The sequence below is a fragment of the Brooklawnia propionicigenes genome (assembly GCF_030297015.1).
GTDB lineage: Bacteria > Actinomycetota > Actinomycetes > Propionibacteriales > Propionibacteriaceae > Brooklawnia > Brooklawnia propionicigenes.
In genome coordinates, this window is record NZ_AP028056.1 from 155672 (window position 1) to 180703 (window position 25032).

The following is a 25032-nucleotide window of genomic DNA, read 5'->3' on the forward strand; positions in this document are numbered from 1 at the left end:
GGCCCAACTCGAGGTGATGAGTTAGCGAGGACGCACCGAGAACGCGTAATCGGCGGTGCTGGTCGAGGTGACCATCGGCGGATGGATATCGCGCATCTCGAAGATCATCCGGCGCCGGATCAGCCATCCGATCGCGACCGTTGCGCAGGCCAGGATCCCGGCCAGCACGCCCACACTCCCCCAGTAGACCGCGGGATTCCCACCGGAGATCGCCACGCGGAAGGCATCCACCGAATAGCGCATCGGCGAGATCACGGCGAGTCCCTGATAGAACGCGTTCAGCATGGATACCGGGAACGTGCCGCCACAGGCCGGCAGCTGCACGATCAGCGCAACCAGGAAGACCGCCGTTTGCGGGGAGCCGAGCAGGACGCGCAGCGCATAGGCAAGCGACGTGAAGCACAAGGACGCCACGACCAGCAGCAGCAGATACAGCCATGGATGTACCGGATCCAGGCCGAGAAGCACCCACACGCCGAAGCCGAGGATCATCGCCGAGGCCACGGCGACCACCGCCACCGGACCGCAGCCGAAAAGTGTCGTCCGTAGGAAGGATGCCCGGCCGGTCAATGCCCGCCCGGAGATCGTGCGGATGACCAGGAACATCGAGACCGTGGCCATCCACAGTGCGATGGAGAAGAACATCGGGGCCAGACCACGCCCGTAGTACTTCGCGTCGTGGTACACGACCTGTTCGATATCGACCGGCGAAGCCATCACCGAGGACAGCGTCTCCTGTTGGTTCTCACTCAGCGAGGGAATCTGGCTCACCCCGGCGCTGAGGCCCTCGGCCAATTCGTGGGCTCCGCTGGACAGTTGCGGCATCGCCGTGTTCAGCTGACCGAGCGCATTGGTGAGTTGCACCACGCCGCTGATCAGCTTCGGAGCCTGCGCCATGACATCGCTCGCCGTGGCGCGCAGGGCCGAGACCCCGGCGTAGAGCTGGGCCGTGGCACCATCGGCCTGAGTCATACCTGTCTCGATCTTGGAGACGCCGGTCTGAAGCTGGGCCGTCGCATTGTTCAAGGTGTCGGAAGCCGACTGAGCAGCGTTCGCGGCGGCTTGGAGCAACGTCGGATCGAGATTTGCCTTCAGGCCGGCGATCAACGTCGCCTGTGCGGTCGCCTTCGAATGGATCTCGGCATGCAGAATCGTCGCACTCGCAAGTTGTGAAACCAAGTCCTGATAGTTCGGGTCGGTCGCCAATTCGGGATGGCTGACCAGCAATCTCTGCGCCGCCACCGTGGCACCGGAAAGATCGCCGCTCAGTTCGGTGACCAGCCCACCATTCTCGCCGGCCACCAAAGCGGCATTGATATCTCCCAGTTCTACGGCATCGCCTTGCATATTTGGCAGCTGATTCTGAAAGAAGTCGTTGATCGGCGCCAGCGAACTTTCCACATTGGATGCGCCGTTGATCACGGTATTACTGACTCCGGCCAGATCGCCGGCGCCATCGCGCATGGTGCCGACCGCCCCGGCCATCGTCTGCATGCTGGCATCGACATCATCGAGTCCCGAATTCAAGGCGTCCAATTGAGCCTGCATTCCGGACGTATCGATGCTTGTCACGGCATCATTGAGCTGACTCACCCCGGTGGCTGCCTGGGCCAGTCCGCTGTCGAGCTGGGCAGCTCCGGTCGATGCCGTCGTCAGTTGCTCCCGGATCTGCTCGATGCTCACGAACAACGCCTTGAAATAGGCCTCCGAAACGGTCGAGTCGAGAGTCCTGGACAAGGCATCGTCCGCCTTGCTGGTGAGCGTGCCGATGATGAAGCCATTCGCGTCATCGCGATAAAGCGTCAGGCTGGCTCGAACCGCGTCGTAGGATCCGGCACTCACCAGATTGGACGAGAAGTCCTCCGGAACCTCGATGATCATGTAATAATCACCGTCGGACAGACCTTGTTGTGCTTTCGCGTCGTCGCCCCCGAGAAACTGCCAGTCGAATGTCGGCTCTTCGCGGAGACCATCTTCGAACATCTGGCCGGCGGCGATGGTACGGCCCTGGAATTCGACCGGCTTGTCATGATTGACGACCGCCACCTGGACTTCATCGATGTTCGCGTACAGGTTCCAGTTGGCGTGCAGGTAGATGCATCCGTACAGAAAAGGGATGAGCAGGACGAAGATGAGCGCGAGTCTCGACTTGCCCTTGAAGCGGCGGAATTCGTACTGGAGCAGGCGCGATGCCGGTTGGACGCTCATTTCAGTTCTCACCTGTTCTTGTGACGATGACGGTGCCGGTGTCGGTGTCCAGCAATGGATCTGCCGATATCACCGGATCGGTATCCACGACGGTCATCTCGGCCGGTTCATGGTCGGTATAGGCATGCACATAAGAACGCCGGCGCGAGGCGAGCCGCACGCGCAGCACACCCTTCGGGACGGTATCGCCATTGATGGCCGTACAGACTATTGCGGCCCCGTTGAATTGGGCGAGTTTGATGAGGTACTGATACATGGCGACCTGGTCGGCATGCGGAACTGCGGCGTCCACGTCGTCGACGACGATCACACGTGCCGGACGCAGCGCCACAAGCGCCGTTGCGCCGACAATCCTGGTGACCGGATCCAACTGCTCGATCTCTGCGCCGCGTTCGATGCGGAAACCGAGTATCTCCTCCATCTGGGCGGCGCGGCGTTCGGCCTCGGCCAAGGAAATGCCGTCAAGGTAGGCGCGCTCAGAAATGGATTCGGTCACAGTGAGGCGATCTTCGGGCAGTACATAGTTTCCGAGCCGGGCTACAGCAGTGTTCTGTATCGCCTCGTAGGGTCTGGCCAGCGCATCGATGCCGCAGATCGTGAGGTCTCCGGTCGCGCCGCGGAATCGTCCGGAAAGAGTCAGCAGGAATGCCGACTTCCCGGAACCTTCATCACCTGTCACGATGCACAACTCGCCGGGATACAGGTCGAGATCGACCGGGCCGAAGACTGTTCCTTCCGGTCCCGACGCCATCAGGCTACGGGCGGAAAGGACCGGTTCCCCGTCAGGAATAGCCGGAACTCGGACCTTGCCGGAATTATCGACAGAACCGCCTAAATGCCAGCGCATTGTGCATCATCTCCTCGCCGGATCCCCAACAGCCAGACCTAAGCCTAACGCGCGCAGCACGCCGCACCTCGACGACTCCGCCGAGAGGTGGTGACCCGGGCGGCGCCGGCCGCCTCCCCGACCCGGACGCCGGTCCGCCGTACCGGGAAGCGACCACCGCAGAGCTCGAGAGACCCCCGGGGCGCCTCGACTGATCGCCGAGATCTGCGTCGATAACCCGGCTCGGCAATCCAGACAATTACCTTCTCAATCTCCGCGGAATCAACTACCCTCGGAGGTGCCCGTGGGAGGGAAACAATGACAGATCTGGAACAAGAACGATGGAACTTGGACCAGGTTCAGCGGATGACCGCAGACTATTCCGAAGCGACGGGACTCGCTTCGGTAATCGTGGAGGCGCGCGGGGTACCAGTGGCGGCACCCTGCGCATTCACCGAGTTCTGCCAGGCCATGCGCTCGGATCCGGTGCGAGCCAAGCTTTGTGAGAGCTGTGACGCTCATGGCGGACTGCAGTCTCTGATCGAACAGTCGCCGCGCATCTATCGATGTCATGCCGGCCTGATCGACTTCAGTGTGCCGATGATGGAAGGAGACAAGTATCTGGGAGCGATCGCTTCGGGTCAGGTGCGTCAGACCGACGACGCCGATCAACCGCAGTATCTGACCACCGGTAGCACCTGGCAGGACGATCCACGCCTGGTCGAGCTGTACAACCAGGTTCCCGTCTATTCACGCCGACGCATCATTGCGGCATCGGAGACGCTGCTCGGGCTGAGCAAGTCCGCCGGACTGGTCAACAAGTGCCCGATCTTCAATCTGCCGACCAGGTCGGGCTCTCGTGCCGCCGAGACGGTGCACCCGGAGCGCACTCAACCGCAATTCCAGTTGCTGACCCAGATCGTTTCAGCAGATGACGAATCCGGCTCCCGAACCGTCTCCGAGCACCACGCTGCGCTGCGCGATGCGCTCACCGCGGAGAACCTGGACGAAGCATTCATCCAAGGCATGCGTCCGGCAGTATCAGCTATCGTCAGCGCAAGCGTCTATCGCGGGGCACAAAACCTCTGACGAGGACGTTAGCAATGCGGTCTTTGCGGCGCTATTACGTCGCCGGTACGAGAGTGATTCGTACCCCTTTCAGGCGTATATCTGTTAACCCGTGAAGGGCGGGCTCGTCGATCGAAGCCGGACGCGCCCAAATCGTGTCCGAGAATCGCAGATTTGTATCACTGCCTCGTCCGGCCGGCCGACGTGCGACTGGGATACTGCAGAACACGGCGCTCGGCCGTAGGTTTGTACCCATGAAGAGGACTCCTCGCGACATCGAATGCTGGCTGACCGACAAAGATGGCGTACTGCTCCAAGGCGACGTCCCCCTCCCGGGTGCCTCCGATCTGATCAACTGCTGGGTTGACACCTCGCGCCGCTTCCTGATGCTGACCAACGACTCGAGCTACACCGCCCGGGATCTTTCGGCCCGTCTCGAGCAGGCTGGGCTGATCGTCCCCGAGGAGAATCTGTGGACCTCGGCACTTGCGACCGCCGACTTCCTGGCCGGCCAGCATCCCGGAGCACGGCTCTATGTCGTCGGCGAGGTCGGCCTGACCACGGCCCTGCACGATGCCGGCTTCGTCATGGTCGAGGAGGATCCCGACTACGTCGTGGTCGGCGAGACCCGCACGTACTCCTTCGAGGCGATCACCATGGCGATCAATCACATCATCGGCGGTGCCCGCTTCATCGCAACGAACCCCGACACGCTCGGCACCAGCCCGACGGGCGTGCTGCCCGCCACCGGTTCGGTCATCGCCCTCATCACGGCGGCGACAAATCGTCGTCCCTATGTCGTCGGCAAGCCCAATCCGATGATGTTCCGCAGTGCGATGAACCGCATCAAGGCGCACAGCGAAACCACGGCCATGATCGGCGATCGTATGGATACCGACATCGTTGCCGGCATCGAGGCAGGGTTGTTCACCGTGCTCGTCCTCACCGGCATCACCGGACGCAAGGACCTGGAGCGTTTCCCCTATCGTCCGAACCTGGTGGTGGAGTCGGCGGCAGCACTACGCAAGATGCTGTGAACCGGCGAACGGGCCATCCCATGGCAGCGCATGTCACGCGTAGGAGCGGATCTGGTCCGCTTCACTGGTGATCGTCGCCTCATCGATCAGGCCTGAGCTCTTGACGACCTCCACCCAGCGATCGAGACTACTCGTCAAGGCCCCGGAATCGATCAGAGCCGACTGAAGATCGCTGGCAGCCTGAGTCTTGAGCGCCGTCCACTCCTCGTTGGCTTCGAAAGCAGTCACTAACGGGTTGTTACCACCCATGCCGCCAGGCATGCCACCGCCCCAAGCGCCGCCTGAAGATTGCATGTCGCTCGGCATGCCACTGGGCATCTGCCCAGCCGGCATGCCGTTGCCCTGCCCACCCGGCATACCACCGCTTTGCCAATCGCTCGGCATGTCTGAGGGCCGCATGCCGCTCGGCATGCCACTAGGCATCCCCGAAGACGTTCCGCCCATGCCGCCCGGTGACCCACCGAAGGCGAGATTGTGGTCCCATGCGACGACAGTGAACTTCTGGGTCGTCGAATCCCAGAAGAGGTACGAGTTGTTACCGGGACCGTCAATGTCGTCGGAGTTATTGACGAGTTCCTCAAACGCCAGGTAGGTCGCGAATGAGTCGATGTCGAGCAGGTTCGGCAGCTGCGCTGCGATCTCCTCCTCGGTTCCGTTGTTCACCAGGTCGAGGAGTTGAACCAGTGGAGCATAGTCATCGGGACCCGCTTCGATGTCGAACGAATCCGAATAGTCTGCATCAGAGCCAAGCCAGCTCCAACTACCGTCCGCTTCTGCCTTGTAGAGGACCGAGTCACTGCCTGCATCCGGGAAGTTGTCGGCAACCCAGCTCTCATCCAGGTTCTGCACGACGAGTCTGAGTTGGGCGTCGCTGCCGTTCACCGAGAAGGACGATTCGACGGCCTGTTCACTGGCCAGGCCGGCCGTGCCCAGCAGATCCAGAGCAACCGCCTCGTTGAGGGATGTCTCAGTCGAGTTCGCCCGCACCGTGAAATCGGTGTAACCGTCCAGATTTGCACCACTCACGTATTTGTCGAGTTTGATACGCCAGGGCAGGTCCTGCGGCGCCGATTCGGTAGTCACTCCTCTCAACGACGAGTTGCCCTTGAGTTTGATGCCGACATTCTCGAAGACCGTGCCGTCCATCGTGACAGTCGCAGAGACCCAATCCTTGTCGCCGCTGTCCATGTACGTCTGCAGCATTAATGTCAAATCGTCCTGACCCACATCAATGATCACCTCATGGGCCTCGGACGAATCGAAGATGCTTCCGCTGGCCACCGTGCCCGTGCCGGCCAGCTCTGAGGCGTCACCTGACGCCGAGCCAGCTGACGAACACCCCACTAAACCGAGCAATACCGCGACTCCGAGCGCCAGCACGGACGTCCACCAACGTCGAATCACCATTAGTCAAGCATCAGACGCCATGCTGTGCTGTCTCTGGCGCCAATCTGTGTGACAGCTGGGTTTTCCGCCGTCAGACCCACCCGTGTTTGATCTTGCTCTGTTGTTCCTGCGACTTGAAGAGATTGAACCGTGGCAAGAACTTGTCCCAGTCGATCGCATGCGAGTCCAGTTCGGGCCCATCGATGCAGGCGTGCTTGCGGATCAGCTTGCCGTCGATCAGCACCGGGACCATGCAGGCCCCGCACATGCCGGTGGCATCCACCATGATCGAGTTCAGCGAGGCGACCGTCTTGGCTCCGTAGGGCTTCGTCAGATCCGAGACCGAGCGCATCATCATCGGCGGACCGATGGTGGTGACCTCGGCGATCGGGCGTCCCTCGCCGCGCTGGTTTGCGTCGAGCAGATCTTTGAGCGGCACGGTCACGAACCCCTCGATGCCGAACGAGCCGTCGTTGCTGGTGTAGATCACCTCGAGTTGATCGCCGAACTCGGCCTGCAGTTCGTCCACCCGTTCGCCCTCGCCCACCCAGAACAGCAGGTCGGCGCTGCGGAATCCCGCGATCAGCGTGACGTGATTGCCCAGCTGCAGGTTCGCTCGTGCGATCGGGTAGACCGGCGGCAGTCCGACACCGCCGGCGGTGAAGACCACGGTCTGATCGTCGGCGATCTTGTGCAGTTCACTGGGCTGGCCCAGCGGGCCGGCGATGCCTTCGAGACGGTCCCCCACCTTCATCGCGTTGATCATCTTCGAGGTGGTGCCCATGCCCTGGACGACGAGCACGATCGTGCCGGCCTCGGCGTCCCAGTCGGCCAGTGTGAGCGGCACCAGCTCTCCCTGTGGCTCGGCGAGCACCCGCACGAATTGGCCGGCCTGCGCATTCTTGGCGATGACCGGAGCATTGACGGTCAGCTCGATGATGTTCGGCTGCAGTTCGCGGCGCTCGATGATGGTGTTCGGGGCGCTGGCCAGATCGGTGAAGCGTTTTGCCCCGGCCACCATCTCGATGATCTGCGCGGCAGGCAGCAGCGACGCCTCCCTGATCTCCCGGGCTGCGGCCTGGCCGTCCCCGGCGGCCTTGACTGCCGTCGATCCGCCACGTGCTGCGTCACCACCGGAGTAGACGCCGCCGATCGAGGTTGCCTGGCTGCCTTCGGTGAGTTCCAGGGCACCAGCAGTGGTCACCGTCAGCTCGGGTTCGGAATCGCGAATGATCGGGTTCGCCGAGTTGCCGAGCGCCATGATGACCAGGTCGACGTCCACCGTCTCGCTGGTGCCGGTGGCCATCGGCCGACGACGCCCGGACGCGTCCGGGGCCCCCAGCTCCATGACCTCGAGCACGGCCGAATTCACGAAGCCGGTCCGGTCGTCGCCGCGGAACTCGCTGGGTGAGCGCAGGGTGGCCAGTTCGATGCCTTCTTCCAGCGCATGCGCCAGCTCCTCGACACGGGCCGGCATCTCCTGGCGGGTGCGGCGGTAGACGATGGTCACCTTGCCGCCGAGTCGGCGCGCGGTACGGGCCGCGTCCATCGCCGTGTTCCCGCCGCCGATGATCATGATCTTCTTGCCGCGGCATTCGGGCAACGGAGTCTCATGGTCGGGTCGGTGACCCTGCATGAGGTTGACCCGGGTCAAGAACTCGTTGGCGCTCATCACATTGAGCAGGTGTTCGCCGGGCACGTTCATGAAGCGCGGCAGGCCGGCGCCCGAGCCCACGAAGATGTGCGAGAAGCCGGCCTCCTTCAGTTCGGCCAGGGTCGCGGTCTTGCCGACCACGAAGTTGGTGACGAAGCGGCCGCCCAGTGCGGTGATCTTCTCCACCACATCGTCGATCAGTGAGTTCGGCAGCCGGAACTCCGGGATGCCGTAACGCAAGACACCACCCAGCCGGTGGAAGGACTCGAAGATGGTCACCGGGTGACCTTCGGCCGCCAGTAGGAACGCATTGATCAGCCCGGACGGCCCCGAGCCGACCACCGCGACCGGCGGCTTGGTGGCCACCTGCCATGGGTCGGGCACGTTCGCGTAGCGCGCGATGTTGCCGTCCGGATCGACGACCCGGTCGCGCTGCGGCAGGAACCACTCGAGCTGGCCGATCTCGATCGGACGCCCCGAATGCGCGCAGACGGACTGGCACTGCAGTTCCTGCGGGCAGACCCGCCCGGTGACGTTCGGCAGCGGGTTGATCGACTCGATCAGATCGAGAGCCTCGCGGAAATGGCCGGTACCCAGCAGCTGCATCATGTCGGGAATGTGCACCTGAACCGGGCAGCCGCCGCGCGGCTCCTTGCGTCCGGCCAGCAGCTCGCCGAGCTGGCAGGGCTTGTCGGCGCACTGCTTGTCGCGCAATGCCTCCAGCCAGACCAGCAGATCGACCTCACGCTGGGTGTAGCCGATGTTCATGTAGCCGAGGTAGCCCTGGTTGACCAGTTCGAAGTCTTCGCTGCGCTGCTCGGGGGTGCGGATATACGGCGGAATCGAGGAGCCGGCCGGCCAGTTGACCGACAGCCCCTTGAACACCGGGTAGCGCTCCGAAAGGTAGCTGTCGAGCGCGCGGATGAACTTGCGCTTGGCTCCCAGCGGCAGATTCCAGACGAAACGCATCAGCACCAGGGATGCGTCGTTGCCCAGCAGCAGTTTCTGCCACAGGGCCGTGGTGAATTCCTCGGACAGCTCCGGCTGGCGGAACTCGGCGGCGATCGCCCCCATCCCGTCGGAGATGAACATGTCGCGGAAGGCGCGCGGATTGGTCTGCAACCGGCGCCCGAGCAGATCGATCTGACGCCGGTAGGTCTCCACCGCCTCCGAGCGGGCCAGCTCCTCGACCTCGGTCGCGGTCTGAGCGAGCGCCTGGGACGCCGAAAGATAGCGGGTCAGATCATCGTGGCTTGTCGTGGTCATGGCCGCCTCCTCAGTGAATGATTTCGGCATCACAGTTGGCAACGACCTTGGCGATCCGCCGCCGAAGATCGTCGGTGGGTTCCACCTTGTCGACGGCTCCGGCGATCAGCCGCGCGGCATCGCGGGTCTGACCGTCCACGATCACCTTGGTGCGTTCGAACAGTTCCGGCAATTCCTGCCAGCAGTTCTTGCAGTCGGTGCACTTGGCGATGTCGTCGGCGTCGAGCCGGACGATGGGCAGGCCGGTCTCGGCAGGAGCGGCAGCCGCTGCCGGAGCCGGTCCACCGAATCCACCGAAGCCGCCACCAAAGGTGGTGACCGGCTGGGCTGCGGTCGAGGCGGCGAGTTCGCTCATCGCGCGGGCGATCTCGTCCATGGACGACTCGCGGGCGGCCATCGCACCGTCATAACGCGACTGCAGATCGTCCAGATCGGACTTGTGCAAGGCCTTGAGCCGCTCGATGTCGACTCCGGCCAGGTACTGCAGCAGTTGCCAGTTGCGGCGACGACCTTCGACCATCGCGACGATCGTCTGGCTGACCTTGATCTTCACCAGCCGGTCGGCGCCGTCGGTGGACCAGATGAACGGCACATGCGTGGCACGGTCGGCCTCGGGCAGATCGATGTAGTCCTCGACGGGCACGGCAATGGCGTCCTGATCGATCTGCAGCTTGCTGAACTGCTTCTTGAAACGGACCTCGCCCATGGCGAACTGCGCCGGGGTCAACGGGAATTCCTTGAGTCGCAGCTCACCGGTCTCGTCCACGAATTCGATGGTGTGGGTCGTCCACAGTTTGCCAGGATCGGGGTTACCGTCCAGATCGAACCAGTCCCGCAGATTGTCGCCCTTGCGGGGATCGTGCACGAAGACCGGAGCCATCCGGGAGGCGACGGCCATCCGCCCGCGTTCGTTGGCCATGTTGTCGGCGATGCCGTTCTCACCCTGGCACGGTGTGTAGACGTCGATCAGGGCTGCACCGTCGCTGAAGTTCAGCATGTCCATGGCCGCGCGCAGGAAGTGTCCCTGCATGGCGGTCGCCGTGGCGGCCACATAGGTGTTCGGATGGAACGCCGCCAGAATCGCCAGCTCCTTGCGGTCCTCGGTCTTGCCGGTGGCAGTCGCGCCGACCCGCGCCAGATCGGCGTCCTGGCCGATGAAGCTGGCGGTGGACGCCTGGCCCCCAGTGTTGGAGTAGCCGCCGGTGTCGAGCACCATCATCTTGATCGGAGTGCTCGAGGTGAGGATGCGCGAGAGCGCACCGAAACCGATGTCGTAGTTGGCGCCGTCGCCACCGATGGTGAGCACGGTCGGCAGGTATGCCAGTTCTTCATCGGTGAACTCCGACCAATCCAGGGTGGCCAGTTCGCGGTCGTGGACGGCCGGATCGTAGGCATCCTCGAGTTCCAGACGCGCTACCCGGACGGCCTTGACCAGATCGGCCGCCTTGGCGGCGAGCCCCTCGTAGATGCCCTTGGCCAGGGCTTGAGCGTCCTGGAAGAGGCTGTTCACCCACGGATCGGTGAAGGCGTTGTAAGGCATGGTGGAGGCATACACGCTGGAGCAGCCGGTCGAGTTGGCGACCACTGTAGTGGCGGGCGCCTTGCCGATCGGGCCGCCCTCGAGCAGGTACAGGCCCTTCTCGAGTTCGGCGATGGTGGCCTCCAGCCGGGCCTTCCGCTCGGGCGTGATGTCCACGGCGTCGTCGAGTGTCGCCGACACTGCGTCGACGAGCGCCGTCAGCAGGATCCGCTGTTCGGACTGGCGTTTGGCGCCCAAGGCGTGGCTGGTGGCCATCACCATGCGGGTGCTGGTGACCTCACCGCAGCCGCGGCATCCGCCATGGCCGCCGGTCACCGCGTAGTAGTTCGCCCGATCGAGGAACAGCCGCTTGGTGTCGCCACCGGGATCCACGGCCCCGGCGGTGAACCGCGCGGGAGTGTTCGGGGTCCGCGACAAGAACTCGAAGCCGCTTTCCAGCTTCTCCTCGATCTCGGGGGTCTGGTCGAAGGCGGTCAGTGCGCCGGGACCACACACGTCGACGCATTCCAGACAGCCGGTGCACTTCCAGGGATCGATGGTCACCGAGTACAGACCGCCGTTGCCCGGGGTTTCGCGTTCGATGGCATCGAAGAAGGGACGGGTCCGTGCCACCGGGAAGCCGCGCAGCACCTCGACGCACGCCCCGAAGTTGCGGCGCAGGTACGACCCGGAGGTGGCGGGCACCAGCTCGTCGGCTGCCTTGGCGACCAGGTCGGCCAGCGGGCCGGCGTCCTTGTCCGCGCGGTAGTACTCACGCACCCGAGAAGCGATGCCGTAGATGTGATCGCGCATGGCGGCCCGTTGCGGCTGGTTCACCTCGATCATCTCGACCGCGGCCGCGATGAGCGTATGGATCTCGTGTACGGCATTGGGGATCGCGGCGTCCGGGCAGGCCAGCGTGCACTCCATACAGCCCGTGCACAGCGAGGCATCGAAGATCGGCACGGTGCGCCGGAACATGCCCTTGTCCTTGCCGGCGGCGGTACCCGATGGCACGAACAGCCCGGAACCCGGGAAGACCGGCGCACGACCCACCGTTCCGTCACGGAACGGCTTGCCCATGATCCGCTCGTAGTAGTCCGCATCGAACAGATTGGAGGCAGCGCATGGGCTTGGGCACATCGCCGACGACAATGCCAGCCCCCGCGAGTTCACCGGCGCCGACTCCGCATCGATCGTCAGGTAGGCAGGCTCGTCATACGGCACCGGAATGACAGCGGTCAGACCGTCTTCGATCACCGCCATATTGGACGACACGATCGCGGTCCCCTTGCGTCCGAACTTCTTGGAGATCTGCAGGTAGACCTTCTCGCGCAGCGCGTCGAGCGAGGTGTCCTGGACGATGCGGTCGACACCACCGACGACCGCGCCGATGAACGCGATGCCCATCATGCGGGTCTGCAGCTCGGGGGTGGGCGCATGCTCGGCGGCCACCGAGAACGCGTCGATGATCAAGAACTTGATGTGCTTGTCGCGGATCGTCCGACGAGCCTTCGCTGGCAGTGCCCGCCAGGCCTGCTCGGGGCTCAGATTCGACTGCAGGATCAAGGTACCGCCAGGCACCAGGCCCTTCAGTGGGTCGGTGTGCTGAAAGACCTTGTGATCGGGCGAGAGCACAACCTCGACGTCTTCGAGTTCAGCGTTGGTGATGAGCACCGGCTCGGGGCTCAGCGTGATGTAGTAGTTCGTCGGCGCGCCGGACTTCTCCGAGCCGTACTTCGGAGCCGACTTGGAATTGAGGCCGAGTGCCCCGGCCAGGATGTCGGTCATCAGCTTGCCGGTCGCGATCGTGCCGTAGCCGCCCACCGAGTGGAAGCGGATCCGCAGCGCGGTGTCGGGAAGCAGCTTCGGGTTCTCACCGACCGGCAGCGCCATCAGCGTGGTTTCCGGGTAGGCCGCGGCCAACTTGGCCTCCAACTCGCTGTACGTGCGATCCGAAGCATCGCTGAAGAAGGTCGATCCCAGGTAGACCAGCGGGGAGGCGTTCTCTCCGGCCATGTTCTCGGCTGTCGCGATCAGATCACGCGGCTGCAGATCGTGACCGCCCAGACCGAAGATCGCGCTCGTCATCGCCGGAATCTCGGCGACGGGCTCGATACCCGGGAAACGCCCCGGATGAGCGGCATTGGCCGCACCCCGGAAGATCGCCTGGTTGACGAACTGGGTGAGGGCCATCTGATCGGAGCGCTCCATGACCGTGACGGCCTTCTTGCCGCGCAGCGCCGCGACGACCTCGGCCTCGGGGAACGGCTGCAGCAGCTTGACGGCCACCAGACCGACCTTGATCCCGCGGCTGCGCAGGTAGGGCATGACCGCCCGGATGTCATCGCAGACCGAACCGAGCCCGACGAATACGTAGTCGGCGTCATCGACGTCATAGGTGATGACCGGCGAGTACTGGCGACCGGTCAGTTCGGAGTACTCGTCCATCGCCTGACGGGCGAGCCTGGGGACCTCGGCCGCGAAATGCGTCCGGTGGTCGGCGATGCCGGCCTGGAAGTCCGGCTGGTTCTGCACCGGTCCGGTCAGGCCGGGATTCGTCGGATCCACCAGCGCCGGTACCGCCTGCCGGGTGCCCTTCTGCCAGGCGCCCAGCCATTGGCGGCGCCACTGGGAAGCCAGGTCGTCGGGGACGAAACGCAGCGTCTCCTCGACGAGGTGGCCCTCGTTGTCGGCCTCGACGGCGTCGGCGTGTCCCGCCAGCCAATGGCGGATCTCGTCCAGTTCGCGCAACCCGAACTCCGCCGCTTTGCGGTCGACCCAGCGGCCGAGCTGCCACACGCGGCCCTTGGCTCCGTAGACGATCTCCTGAGCCACACTCGGACAGGCGATCCGGCCCTGCGGATCGCCGAGATATTCCTTCAACAGCGCGGGTTCGGGCAGCCTTGCCTCGGACAGCATGTGGCTGGTGGCGAATCCGTCCATCGCGTTGGCGACCGGGATCAGGGTGAGGGCCGAGGTGCGGTAGCTGATCGCGGCGAGATCGGCGGCTTCTTGCGGATTCGCGCCGAAGAAGACCGTGTACCCCGACGGCAGCAGCGCATAGATGTCGTCATGACCGGCCATCACGTTCAGCGAGTGCTTCGACACCACGCGAGCCGCGACCTGCAGGACGAAGCCGCCCACCTTCTTGCCGACGGTGACGAAGTGTGACTCCATCGCATAGAGGATGCCCTGGCTCGATGACGCATTCGACACGTACTGACCGCCGGTCAGTGCCGCGCCGAGCGCGCCCGACTGAGCCGAATGCTCACCTTCGGGCTCGAAGAAGAACGGATGCTTGCCCCAGACGTTCAGCTGACCCTCGGCACGGGCGGCCTCGTAGATCTCGCTGATCTCGGTCGACGGGGTGATCGGATAGCCGATGACTCCCCCGCAGACATGCTTCATGACGTGCGCCACGGCGCCGTTGCCGTTGATCACCACCGGCTTGCCGGGGTATTTCGCCTCGCCCGGCTTGTCCGCGTGTGATTCGAGAGCTACGTCCTGGGTCGCGCTGTCAGTCATGCTGCGTTTCCTCGCCTGTCGTGCGGTCGAAGATGGCATCTGCTGCCCGCTGCAGCCGGTGATGCCATCGGCCACGATCACTCATACGGTGCCCCGCCTGCGCCCTTGTCTGGAGGCGTGATCGTGGTTCAAAGAAGAATAGCCGCCGGATCATTTTGCCCGCGCAGTGGGGTAGGCCCTTTTCTTTGTTGTTCGATGCTCTGGCCTCACCGAGATGGAGACCGCACCATCTACCCTGGTGACCATGGCCGAGTGGGTAGCCCTACTGCGGGGTGTCAATGTGGGCGGAATCACCGTCCGTTCGGTGGATCTGAAGGCCTTGTTCACCGATCTCGGGTTCACTGAGGTGCGCACCGTGCTGGCGTCCGGCAATGTCGTCTTCAGCGCTGAAGGCGATCGTGCACGGCTCAAGTCCGGCATCGAGACGGCGCTGCGCGAGCGGTTCGGTTACGACGCCTGGATCGTCCTGGTCAGCCGCGAGGAGGTGGCCGCGGCGGTGGCCGGTTTCCCCTTCGACGCCTCCGACCCCGGACGGCAGCCCTGGGTGATCTTCTGTTCCGAGGAGGCGGTGCGGCGCGAGCTTCTCGATGGCGCATCCGACTTCGATCCACTCACGGATCCAGTGGCCGAAGGCGACAAGGTGATCTACTGGAACCCGGTCACCGGCGCCACTACCTCCACAACGTTCGCAAAACTGCTGGCCAAACCCCGCTACAAGGCGACCACGACGAACCGCAACCTGCGAACACTGCAGAAGATCATCGGGTGATCCCGGGGGATGCGCCGCCGCCGGCGGGCATTCCAGGAGTTGCCCTTCCAACCAGTAGGCTCGATCAATGCCCACCACCCGAATCTCCGGCGTCGCAACCCACCTGCCAGAACGTACCCAGGACACCGCCGACACCGAGGTCGAACTGCGACAGCGAAATGGGCATCTGCGGCTCGCGACGGGGCTCATCTCGCGCCTGACCGGCGTCCAGCGGGTTCATGTACGTCCGGAGGGCTGGCAGGCGTCCGATCTGGCAGTCGCTGCGGCGCGGAAGCTGATCGACGAGCAGCCCGGCGACATCGATCTGCTGATGTTCGCCAGCGCCAGCCAGGATCTCATCGAGCCCGCCACTAGCCACATCGTCAGCGCGAAGCTCGGATTGAGTGCGCCGGTCTTCGATGTGAAGAACGCCTGCAATTCGGTCATCAATGCCCTGCAGATCGCCGACGCATTGATTCGAGCCGGTAGCCATCGGCGCATTCTCGTCGTCAGCGGGGAGGCACCCACCTCGGCGGTCCGCTGGCAGCTGCGTGACCGGGCACAATTCGTCCGTTCGTTTCCCGGTTATTCGATGAGTGACGGTGGCGCGGCAGTGCTTCTCGAGGCCGACGAGTCTTGTCAGCGGGGCATTCAGGCCGCTACGTTTCACGCGCTTTCCCGGCATTGGAATATCGGCACACTGCCCGGCGGCGGCACCGTTGCTGCCCACGATCCGGATATGACCTATTTCGATATGGACGGCAGCAGTCTGCAGCGGGCATTTCTGGAACTTGGACCCGAGCCGATCACCACCTTTCTGAGACAGCAGCGGCGCAGGCCGACCGACTTCGATTTCGTCGCCATCCATCAGGTCTCGGTGCCTTTCCTGCCGCCCATCCTGGAGCGTCTGGGAGTGCCCGCCGACCGGACCATCGTCACTGTCGCGGACCACGGCAACCTCGCCTCGGTCACCCTCCCCCTGCAGTTGGAGCTCGCCCGGCGGCGCGGCATGATCGGGCCGGGCAGCCTGGTGCTGTTGATCGGCCTCGCCGGGGGAATCAGCCTCGGCTTGATGGCGGTGCGGCTGTGAGCCGCCGGCTCGCGGTGGTCGTTCCCGTCTACAACGAGGCATCCGGGATCGCGGCCACCTTGGAGGCGCTGGCGGGCCAGGACGATGCCGACTTCGACGCCGTCTTCGTCGACAACGCCTCGACCGATGACTCGGTGCAGCTGATGGAGACGTTCATTCGCCGTCACGGCCTGACGCGCTGGCGGATCGTCCACGAGCCGCTCAAGGGCACCGGAGCCGCCGCCGATACCGGCATGCGCGAGGCCATCGCCGGTGGGGCGCAGCTGCTGGCCCGCACCGATGCCGATTGCCTGCCGCGCCACGACTGGACGGCTGCCGTCCGGCGTGCGTTGACTCCATCACACGAAGGCGGACTGGGACTGGCGCTGGTCGGCGGTGAACTCGTGCCCCGCCGGGACGAGGGCCTCGGATGGCCGACCAGAGCAGCCTTGCGTGGCGCGGTGCATCTGGCCGAGGCATTCGGGCGGATTCGTCCCGGCAACCGCGACCCCGCCTACCGAGGCCCCTACATGATGGCGGCCGGCTGCAATGTCGGCATCACCAGCCGGCTGTATGAGCAGGCCGGCGGCTTTCCCCGGACCCGCATCGAGCAGTTGCACGAAGACCGCGCGCTGGTCAACGCCGTGCGGCGATTGACCAGGGATTATCAGCGCCGATCCGATGTGGTGGTGTATGCCTCCAGCCGCCGGGCGCAGGCCTGGGGGCTCGCGAACACGCTGCTGTGGTATAAGGATCACGCCTATTGTCCCCCCGAAGTCGACATTCGCGACCCAGCATTGGCGCAGCGTCCAGCACGCACCTCGATCGCATTGGCCGCACGCCATGAGCGGCGGCTGCTGCTCGCGGCGCATCCACTGGCCTTCCCGTTCATCGATGCGATCGGCGGCCCGGTGCGCCGGGTGCCGGGTCTGGGCGTGGTGGTGAAGGATGCCGACCTGATGCGTGCGGTGCTGATGGATTCGGACAGCTTCGGCAAGAGTGGTCCGGGTTCACCCGGCGACCTGTGGACTCCCGTGCTCGGGCCGCGCGTCCTGATGAACATGGACGGCGCCGATCACTTGGAGCTGCGCCGCAAGCTCGCCCCACTGTTCTCCCCCGGTTCGGTGCGCGACCTGGTCGCCGATTCGCTGGGGCCGGCCACCCAGCGGCTGAGCGAGCGGCTGCGGCGAGGAGAAGAAGTCGATCTGGTCAGCCATGCCCAGCACGCGGCGAGTGCCGTGATCAGCCGGCTGGTCGGGCTGCCACCCGGGGTCATCGACGCCGGCTTCTTCGCGCGTTCGTCGACGGTCACCGGGTTCGTCTCACTGGCGCGCCCGAGTCTGACACCGCGCCAGATCACCCGCGCCCGCAAGGTCATGCACGAGTTGGACGAGCACGCCGCCGCAGCGTACGCCGGGGACGAATCGACCGTCCCGGGACGCATGCGCGCCCTCGGACTCACTCAGGCCGAAGCGCTGGGAGCGGTCGGAGCATTCGTGCTGACCGGCACCGAGACCCTCGTTTCATTCATCCCCCGGCTCGCCGCGATCCTCGTCGACACCGGCTGGCACGCCCGGTTGAGCGCCGAACCGAAGCTGGTGGACGCTGCAGTTGCCGAGGCGCTGCGGGTGACGACCCCGAGTCCGGTGATGTTGCGCTCGGTGGAACGACCCACCCGCATCGGCACGGTCGAGGTCACACCGGGCGAGCGCATCATCCTCGGCACCTACTGGGCCAACCGGGCGCTCGGCGAATTCGACCCCGAAACCAACCCGGCGGCTCAGCTCAGGCAGTTGTGGTTCGGTGCCGGCGTGCATTTCTGTCTAGGCGCTCCCCTGGCGATGGCTCAGATCAACCTGGTGCTCGGCGCTGTGCTGGCCGCCAGGAATCTGCGGATCGTCGAACGCCAGGCGTCACGTGGGGTGCTGATCCCGTCGTACCGGCGTCTCGTGCTGCGGGGTTCGTCGTGACCGATCTGGTGACCGCCGTGCTGGCCTCGGCCGACAGCCGCGCCGAGCAACCCGCCCTGACATCGGGTCGCACGACCCTCGGTTATGCCGAACTGGCACGGCGCATCCGATCGACGGCATCGGGGCTGCGGGCCGAAGGGCTGCAGCCCGGTGACCGCGTGCTGTTCTCCGTGCGTCCTGGGCCGCAAGCCGTCATCTTGGCACTGGGGATCGTGCTCGCCGGCGGAGTCGTGGTCTTCGCCGATCCGGGAGCAGGCGAGGCGCTCTTCCGCTCGCGTGCGCGACTGGCCGCCCCGCGCTGGGTGGCGGCCGAATCGCTGCTCTATCTGGCCTCCAGCGCGCCACTGCGCCGATTCGCCCGGCGGCGCGGACTGGAGCTCGCGCCGTATGCCCGGCTCGTACCGCAGGCCCGCCATCTTCGGGCGGGCGGCTGGTTGCCCGGTACACCTCGCCGCGCCGTGCCCGTGTCACGACTGGCCGGGCACCGGCATGAACCTGACGGTCGGCCGGTTTCGGTCGACCTGGACGACGAGGCCCTGATCGTCTTCACCAGCGGGACGACCAGCACGCCGCGGGGCGTCGTCCACTCGCGGGGCTCACTGGGGGCCGGACTGACGGATTTCGCCGACGGCGTGGGCATGCGGCCGGGCCAGCGGGTGCTCACCGACCAGCTGATGGTGGGCGTGCCGGCACTCATCGCGGGCGCGCACTGGACGATCCCACCGCCGGGCGCCAACGCCGGCGCGCGTCCCGAGCACTACCTGCGGCTGCTGCGCGATACCGAACTGATCTTCGTGGTGCCCGCGGTGATGGATTCGATGCTGCGCGCGCTGGATGATTCGGCCCGGCTGCGCCCGGCCGGCCTGGAGACCATCGTGATGGGTGGTGCACCCGTATTGGGTCCGCTGTTGGAGCGGGTGCACGCGCGCTTTCCGGACGCCGCCATACGCGCCGTCTACGGGATGACCGAGATCCTTCCGGTGGCGATCGCCGACGGAGTTGCGAAACTCCGGGCGGGCACCGACCCGGCCGGTGGGGACCGGCTCGGACGCCTTGTGCCGAGTGTCACGGCCCGGATCGATGACGGCGAACTCGTGCTGAGCGGGCCCGGGTTGGCCCGTGGTTACCTCGCCGATCTTCCCGAGAACCCGCTCGGCGAACTGCACACCGGCGACCTGGCCCGTATCGACGGCGACCAACTCGTCTCGCTCGGACGCAAGAAGGACATGTTCATCAGGGGCAGGCAGAACATCTATCCGGGACTCTACGAGCCACTGGTGGCCGGGCTCGCCGGTGTGGCCGAGGCGGCCCTGATCGGGCTACCCGATGAGATCGGCGATGATCGGATCGTGCTCGTCGTCGTGCCCGAGCACGCTGCCGGGGTGGGTCTGGCCACCGACCATCGGCTGGCCCGTGAGGTGACCCGGAGACTGCCCGGCCTGCTGGACGCCGGCGCGGTGCCCGATCTGGTACTCACGATCGACGATCTGCCCCGCTCGGGACGTGGCCGCAAGCTCGACCGCAAGGCCTTGGCCGGTCAGGTCGCTGCCTATCTGAGGGACGCGCGATGAGGATCGCGGTCACCGGGGCAAGCGGATTCGTGGGTGGCGCGCTGGCCACGGCGCTGGCAGACGACGGTCACCAGGTCACCGGATTCGGACGCCGCCCGCACGGCTGGCAGCACCCACGCGGGAACTACGTCATCTGGGATCTCGACTCCGCGGCCCCTGATGAGGCGCACCACATCGATGCGGTGGTGCACTGCGCGGCACTGGCCGACGACTGGGCGCCGCGGGATGCCGCGATGCGCTCGAATCTCGGTGGCACGCGCAGGGTGCTGGAGACGTTCGCGGGTTGCCGGTTCGTGCATATGTCGACATCGAGTGTCTACGACGCCTTCCGGCCGAGTGTCATGGCCAGGGAGAACGAACCGGCGCCGCACCGGCATCTCAGCAGCTATCCGGAATCCAAGGCAGCCGCCGAGAGGCTCCTGGCCGGCACGGACGCGGTGATTCTGCGTCCGCATGCGGTCTACGGGCCCGGCGACACGACGCTGCTGCCCCGCCTGTTGCAGTCGGTGCGCCATGGTCGCCTGGTCCTGCCGGCGGGTGCGCAGGTGCGGCATTCGCTCACCCACATCGACAATCTGACCCAGGCGGTGCGGTGCGCGCTGGACCCCGACGGCCCGTCGGGAGTCTTCAACATCGCGGACGCCGAGCCCGTGTACCTTGCCGAGGTCATCACCGAGTTCTTGGCCCGCGCCGATCTGCCGGCGCGGATCATCGCCATACCATTCTCAGCTGCCTGGCAGGCCGCCCGGTTCGCCGAGTTGAGGGCGGCGCTTCGGCATACCCGGCCGCGACTGACCAGATATGCGGTGAGCCAACTCGGCGTCGAACGCACCTTCGACATCGCCGCTGCGCGCCGCCAGTTGGGATACCGCCCGTTCACCACGACACTGAGCGGCGCCGAGGCCTGGTAGCCGAAGACGCACGCGCCGGCAGAGCCGCCAACTTTTTCGTCCGGATCACTTGAATCCGAACCCCCTACATGGTTACCTAGTGAAGTAGGTAACCAATTAACCAGGGAGGCCGGCATGATCGAGGAAGGACGGCCCCTGTTCGTGCAGATCGCCGAGGACATCGAGAACTCGATCATCGACGGCAGCCTCGCCGAGGACGCGCAGGCACCTTCGACCAACGAGCTCGCAGCCTTCTACCGGATCAATCCAGCCACCGCAGCCAAGGGGATCACCATGCTCACCGACAAGGGAGTGCTGTACAAGCGCCGCGGTATCGGCATGTTCATCGCGCCGGGCGCCCGCGATCTACTGCTCGGCGAGCGGCGTGCCGCCTTCGCGACGCGGTATCTCGACCCACTGATTGCCGAAGCCCGCACGCTCGGGCTCGGCCCCGACGACATCGCCCGGCTCCTCCAGGAACGGGCCGCCACCACCATGGAAGGAACGTCACGATGACAACAGTGATCGAGGTGAAGAACCTCACCAAGCGCTACAAGGAGACGCTCGCGGTCGACAACGTGAGCTTCACCATCGAAAAGGATGCCATCTACGGTCTGCTCGGCCGAAACGGCGCCGGCAAGACGACCATCATGTCGATCCTCACTGCGCAGAACTTCGCCACCAGCGGTGACGTCCGGATCTTCGGCGAGGACCCCTACGAGAACCCCCGAGTTCTGGGCCGGATGTGCTTCGTGCGCGAGGGCCAGAAGTATCCGGACGAGGCCACGGCCATGCATGCCTTCCGGATCGCCGGCCTGTTCTACCCGAATTGGGACCAGGCATTCGCGGACGACCTGGTCGCGGACTTCCAGCTGCCCACCAAGACCCGAATCAAGAAGCTCTCACGCGGACAGCTGTCCGCTGTCGGAGTCATCCTGGGCTTGGCCTCACGCGCGGAGATCACCTTCTTCGACGAGCCCTATCTGGGCCTGGATGCGGTCGCGCGGCAGATCTTCTACGACCGGCTCCTGGAGGACTATGTCGAGCATCCGCGCACCATCATCTTGTCCAGCCACCTGATCGACGAGGTGTCCAATCTTCTCGAACATGTGATCGTGATCGACAAGGGGCGCATCGTGATGGACGAGGAGACCGATGCGGTGCGCGATCGCGCCGCGACTATCGTCGGGGACTCCGCGGCGGTGGAGGCCTTCGTCACCGGCCGTCAGGTCATCCACCGGCAGAGCCTGGGCAGAGTCACCAGCGTCACGGTGCTCGGCCGGCTCACCGACGCGGACCGGGCCCAGCTCGCCGCCGCAGGCCTGGACGCCACCCCGGTCTCGTTGCAGCAGCTCATCGTCCGCACTTCTCAGAGCACCGCCAGCAAGGAAGGAGCGCTGCTATGAATCGCGTCATCAATGTCGTCCGGATGCAGTTGGTCAACCGTCAGGCCTATGTCTGGGTGCCGGTGATCGTGCTGACCGGCTCACTCGGGTTGACCCTGGCCATCTACTCGATCATCGCCGGCAGTGGCGTCCAGGGTCCGTTCTACGGCGGCGGAGCACAGGCACCGCTGTGGTGCTTGCTGGCGGTCGGTGTGCAAGCACTGACGCTGTCCTTCCCCTTCTCGCAAGCGCTGAGCGTCACGCGCAAGGAGTTCTATCTCGGCACCTTGCTGTCCGCAGCACTGACCGCGATGATCCTGGCCGCGATATTCGTGGTGGGAGGACTGATCGAGCGCATCACCGACGGCTGGGGGCTCAATGGCTACTTCTTCTACCTGCCCTGGGTCTGGGAGCACGGTCCCGCTGCCGCGGCACTGGTCTTCTTCGCGTTGGCTTTCGGCTTCTTCGTCCTCGGCTTCTGGGCCGCGACCGTGTACAAGCGCTGGGGCACCGTGGTGCTGACCGCCGCGCTGGTGATCCCCGGCCTGATGCTCGTCGCAGCGCTGTGGTTCATCGGGCGCGCGAATGCGTGGGTGCAGGTGGGTAGGTGGTTCGCTTCACAGACCGCTCCCGGATGGGCCCTGTGGGGCCTGCTGGCCACCGCTGTTCTGGCCGGCATCTCCTACTTGATTCTGCGCCGCCTGGTCCCGTGATCGCGCACTCCACAACCACGACGCAACCAGTGCGGTCCACAGGGCCGCGCTGACCAGATAGATCCGCTGAGCCAGGCCGAACAGGCCAACCCCATCACCCACCAGGACGAGCACGCTGGTGAGGACGATCAGCCACGCGGCCAGCCGGGGCCACCACCCGGGCTGGCCGCGTCCGCATGCTCGTGCGGCGGCAGGAGTGATCAAGATGGCGGCAACCGGCAGGACGAGAAATGCCAGATTGCCGAGCAGGTTGTGCATCAGGCCTGTCGTCGTCGCGCCACCGGCATCGATCGGGAAAAAGGATTGGGCGAGCTTCGCGAGCCCGAAGACGGCCAGCAGGCCGGCCCCCACCCGGGCGGAGACCGTGACGGTGATCCGCCAGACCGCAACTGCCAGCGAGACAGCACCCAGGCCCACGGCCGCGGAGGTCACCGACGACATCGCGCCGGCCTTGCCGTGGACGTACTCGCTGGTTGCGCTGGTCAGAGGATCAATCTCCGGCTGGATCAGATGGAAGCCCGCGAGTACCACAAGATCCAATCCGGCGCAGGCCAAGGTGATGGCCGCCAGCACACGGGTCGACCGGGACACCACTGCAGACTTTGACATTCGGATCAGTTTATCGAATCGGGGATTTCTGCAGCTCAGGAAAGACCACGACATCACGAATTGATCACGATAAATCTTGGCTGAAAGCGGTAACCGAACAGTTACATCGTCGACACATCGGATCGTCAAAGTAGGTCAGCAGATGCGGATGCAGCGCCGAAACGAAGATCAAAGTACCTTTGTCAAGCCATTTCACCCCCAGCATGTCCGCCGAGTGATGCCCTCGCATGGAAAGGAAGCAGAGATGATGTCGAGAAAGCTCACCGCAGTGGCATTCATCGCCGCGGGCACTATGGCCCTGGCGTCCTGTGGAGCCCCAGTTGAACAGACCGCCGACAGTCCATCCGGAACCGGCAGTTCGTCAGGAACCTGTGTCGACACCTCCGGTTCGTCCATCAAGATCGGCTTCGTCAATTCGCTGTCGGGCACGATGGCCATCTCGGAGAAGACCGTCAGCGATGCGCTGCACATGGCCGCCGACGAGATCAACGCGGCCGGAGGCGTGAACGGCAAGACGCTGGACGTGGTTCAAGAAGACGGCGCGTCCGAACCCACCATCTTCGCGGAGAAAGCCGAGAAGCTGATCTCGCAGGACTGCGTGGCCGCCGTCTTCGGCGGCTGGACCTCGGCCTCCCGCAAGGCCATGCTCCCGGTCTTCGAGGAGAAGGACTCGCTGCTGTTCTACCCGGTGCAGTATGAGGGCCTGGAAGCCTCGCCGAATATCTTCTACACCGGCGCAACCACCAACCAGCAGATCATTCCCGCCATGGACTACCTGAAGTCCGAAGGCGTCAAGAAGCTCTTCCTGGTCGGCTCCGACTATGTCTTCCCGCGCACCGCGAACAAGATCATCAACGCCTACGCTGCGGCCAATGACATCGAGATCGTGGGCGAGGAATACGCTCCCCTCGGTCATACCGACTTCTCGACGATCGTCAACAAGCTCAAGGGCTCGGGCGCCGAGGCGGTGTTCAACACCTTGAACGGCGACTCCAACGTCGCATTCTTCAAGGAGTACAAGAACGCCGGACTCGCTCCCGAAACGACACCTGTGATCTCGGTGTCGATCGCGGAGGAAGAGGTCGCCGGCATCGGTCTGGAGAACGTCGAAGGTCAGTTCGCTGCCTGGAACTACTTCCAGACCATCGACTCTCCGGAGAATCACACCTTCGTCGAGGCATTCAAGGCCAAGTACGGTCAGGACCGAGTGACCTCCGACCCGATGGAATCCGCCTACACCTCGCTGTATCTGTGGAAAGAAATGGCGGAGAAGGCCGGCGGCTTCTCAACTGAGGCAATCGTTGCTGCCGCGGACGGCGTGACCTTCGCCGCCCCCGAGGGACAGGTGACCGTCGACGGCGAGAACCACCACCTCTTCAAGGCCGCTCTCATCGGCCAGATCGCTTCGGACGGTCTGCTGCACACAGTGTGGAGCTCCGGTAGCCCGATCGAGCCCGATCCCTTCCTCAAGAACTACAGCTGGTGGCAGGGCTGAGCCTCCGATCACCCAATTGACCGCCAGGGGTGCGGCAGATTCTCCCGGGAATCGGCCGCACCCCATGGTGGGGCTCATCACCAGACGTTT

17 protein-coding genes are annotated in these 25032 nt (G+C 64.8%); 11 read left to right on the plus strand and 6 right to left on the minus strand.

Translation table 11 applies throughout. From position 1 onward, the window contains the following. Positions 1–21: 21 nt before the first annotated feature. Positions 22–2208, minus strand: coding sequence for a YhgE/Pip domain-containing protein (locus QUE25_RS00720; RefSeq protein WP_286266617.1), 2187 nt, complete (start codon positions 2206–2208; stop codon positions 22–24). 1 nt (position 2209) lies between these two features. Further along, positions 2210–2959: an ATP-binding cassette domain-containing protein gene (locus QUE25_RS00725; RefSeq protein ID WP_286266619.1), complete on the minus strand. Its 750-nt coding sequence runs from the start codon at positions 2957–2959 to the stop codon at positions 2210–2212. A 393-nt stretch (positions 2960–3352) separates the two neighbouring features. Here QUE25_RS00725 and QUE25_RS00730 point away from each other — a divergent pair, with 393 nt between their 5' ends. Continuing rightward, positions 3353–4123 carry a PocR ligand-binding domain-containing protein gene (locus QUE25_RS00730; RefSeq protein ID WP_286266621.1) on the plus strand — a complete coding sequence of 257 codons (771 nt, stop codon included), beginning with the start codon at positions 3353–3355 and terminating at the stop codon, positions 4121–4123. Positions 4124–4356: 233 nt separating this feature from the next. Continuing rightward, positions 4357–5139, plus strand: a complete 783-nt coding sequence (locus QUE25_RS00735) for an HAD-IIA family hydrolase (RefSeq protein WP_286266622.1) — start codon at positions 4357–4359, stop codon at positions 5137–5139. A 33-nt stretch (positions 5140–5172) separates the two neighbouring features. On the opposite strand, the gene QUE25_RS00740 is transcribed toward QUE25_RS00735, so the two are convergent. The 3 genes from QUE25_RS00740 to QUE25_RS00750 all read right to left on the minus strand — a co-directional run bounded on the left by QUE25_RS00740 (position 5173) and on the right by QUE25_RS00750 (position 14492). Beyond that, positions 5173–6546 (minus strand): CotH kinase family protein, encoded by a 1374-nt coding sequence (locus tag QUE25_RS00740; RefSeq protein WP_286266624.1) that lies wholly within the window; start codon positions 6544–6546, stop codon positions 5173–5175. Positions 6547–6616: 70 nt separating this feature from the next. After that, positions 6617–9445 (minus strand): sulfide/dihydroorotate dehydrogenase-like FAD/NAD-binding protein, encoded by a 2829-nt coding sequence (locus QUE25_RS00745; RefSeq protein WP_286266626.1) that lies wholly within the window; start codon positions 9443–9445, stop codon positions 6617–6619. A gap of 10 nt (positions 9446–9455) precedes the next feature. Further along, positions 9456–14492: a 2-oxoacid:acceptor oxidoreductase family protein gene (locus QUE25_RS00750; RefSeq protein ID WP_286266629.1), complete on the minus strand. Its 5037-nt coding sequence runs from the start codon at positions 14490–14492 to the stop codon at positions 9456–9458. A 244-nt stretch (positions 14493–14736) separates the two neighbouring features. Here QUE25_RS00750 and QUE25_RS00755 point away from each other — a divergent pair, with 244 nt between their 5' ends. From QUE25_RS00755 to QUE25_RS00790, 8 genes are all read left to right on the plus strand, one after another. After that, the gene (locus tag QUE25_RS00755; protein ID WP_286266631.1) at positions 14737–15261 is read left to right on the plus strand and encodes a DUF1697 domain-containing protein; all 525 of its coding nucleotides are present in this window, start codon (positions 14737–14739) and stop codon (positions 15259–15261) included. A gap of 67 nt (positions 15262–15328) precedes the next feature. Continuing rightward, positions 15329–16330: a 3-oxoacyl-ACP synthase III family protein gene (locus tag QUE25_RS00760; protein ID WP_286266632.1), complete on the plus strand. Its 1002-nt coding sequence runs from the start codon at positions 15329–15331 to the stop codon at positions 16328–16330. Then, positions 16327–18279: a cytochrome P450 gene (locus tag QUE25_RS00765; RefSeq protein ID WP_286266635.1), complete on the plus strand. Its 1953-nt coding sequence runs from the start codon at positions 16327–16329 to the stop codon at positions 18277–18279. Before QUE25_RS00760 ends, QUE25_RS00765 begins: the two co-directional genes overlap by 4 nt. Then, on the plus strand, positions 18276–19850 hold the full coding sequence (locus QUE25_RS00770) for a class I adenylate-forming enzyme family protein (protein ID WP_286266637.1): 1575 nt from the start codon (positions 18276–18278) through the stop codon (positions 19848–19850). Before QUE25_RS00765 ends, QUE25_RS00770 begins: the two co-directional genes overlap by 4 nt. Next, a complete protein-coding gene (locus QUE25_RS00775) occupies positions 19847–20761 on the plus strand; it encodes an NAD-dependent epimerase/dehydratase family protein (RefSeq protein WP_286266639.1) in 915 nt (304 codons plus the stop codon). Before QUE25_RS00770 ends, QUE25_RS00775 begins: the two co-directional genes overlap by 4 nt. Positions 20762–20875: 114 nt before the next feature. Then, positions 20876–21256, plus strand: coding sequence for a GntR family transcriptional regulator (locus QUE25_RS00780; protein WP_286266641.1), 381 nt, complete (start codon positions 20876–20878; stop codon positions 21254–21256). Next, positions 21253–22146, plus strand: a complete 894-nt coding sequence (locus QUE25_RS00785) for an ABC transporter ATP-binding protein (RefSeq protein WP_286266643.1) — start codon at positions 21253–21255, stop codon at positions 22144–22146. Before QUE25_RS00780 ends, QUE25_RS00785 begins: the two co-directional genes overlap by 4 nt. Then, positions 22143–22838 (plus strand): hypothetical protein, encoded by a 696-nt coding sequence (locus tag QUE25_RS00790; protein ID WP_286266645.1) that lies wholly within the window; start codon positions 22143–22145, stop codon positions 22836–22838. Before QUE25_RS00785 ends, QUE25_RS00790 begins: the two co-directional genes overlap by 4 nt. On the opposite strand, the gene QUE25_RS00795 is transcribed toward QUE25_RS00790, so the two are convergent. After that, entirely contained in the window at positions 22743–23447 is a 705-nt protein-coding gene (locus tag QUE25_RS00795; RefSeq protein WP_286266647.1) for a DUF998 domain-containing protein, read from the minus strand. The genes QUE25_RS00790 and QUE25_RS00795 overlap by 96 nt on opposite strands. Positions 23448–23694: 247 nt before the next feature. On the opposite strand from QUE25_RS00795, the gene urtA reads away from it, so the two are divergent. Then, positions 23695–24942 (plus strand): urea ABC transporter substrate-binding protein, encoded by a 1248-nt coding sequence (gene urtA / locus QUE25_RS00800; RefSeq protein ID WP_286266649.1) that lies wholly within the window; start codon positions 23695–23697, stop codon positions 24940–24942. The last annotated feature ends 90 nt before the right edge of the window (positions 24943–25032 follow it).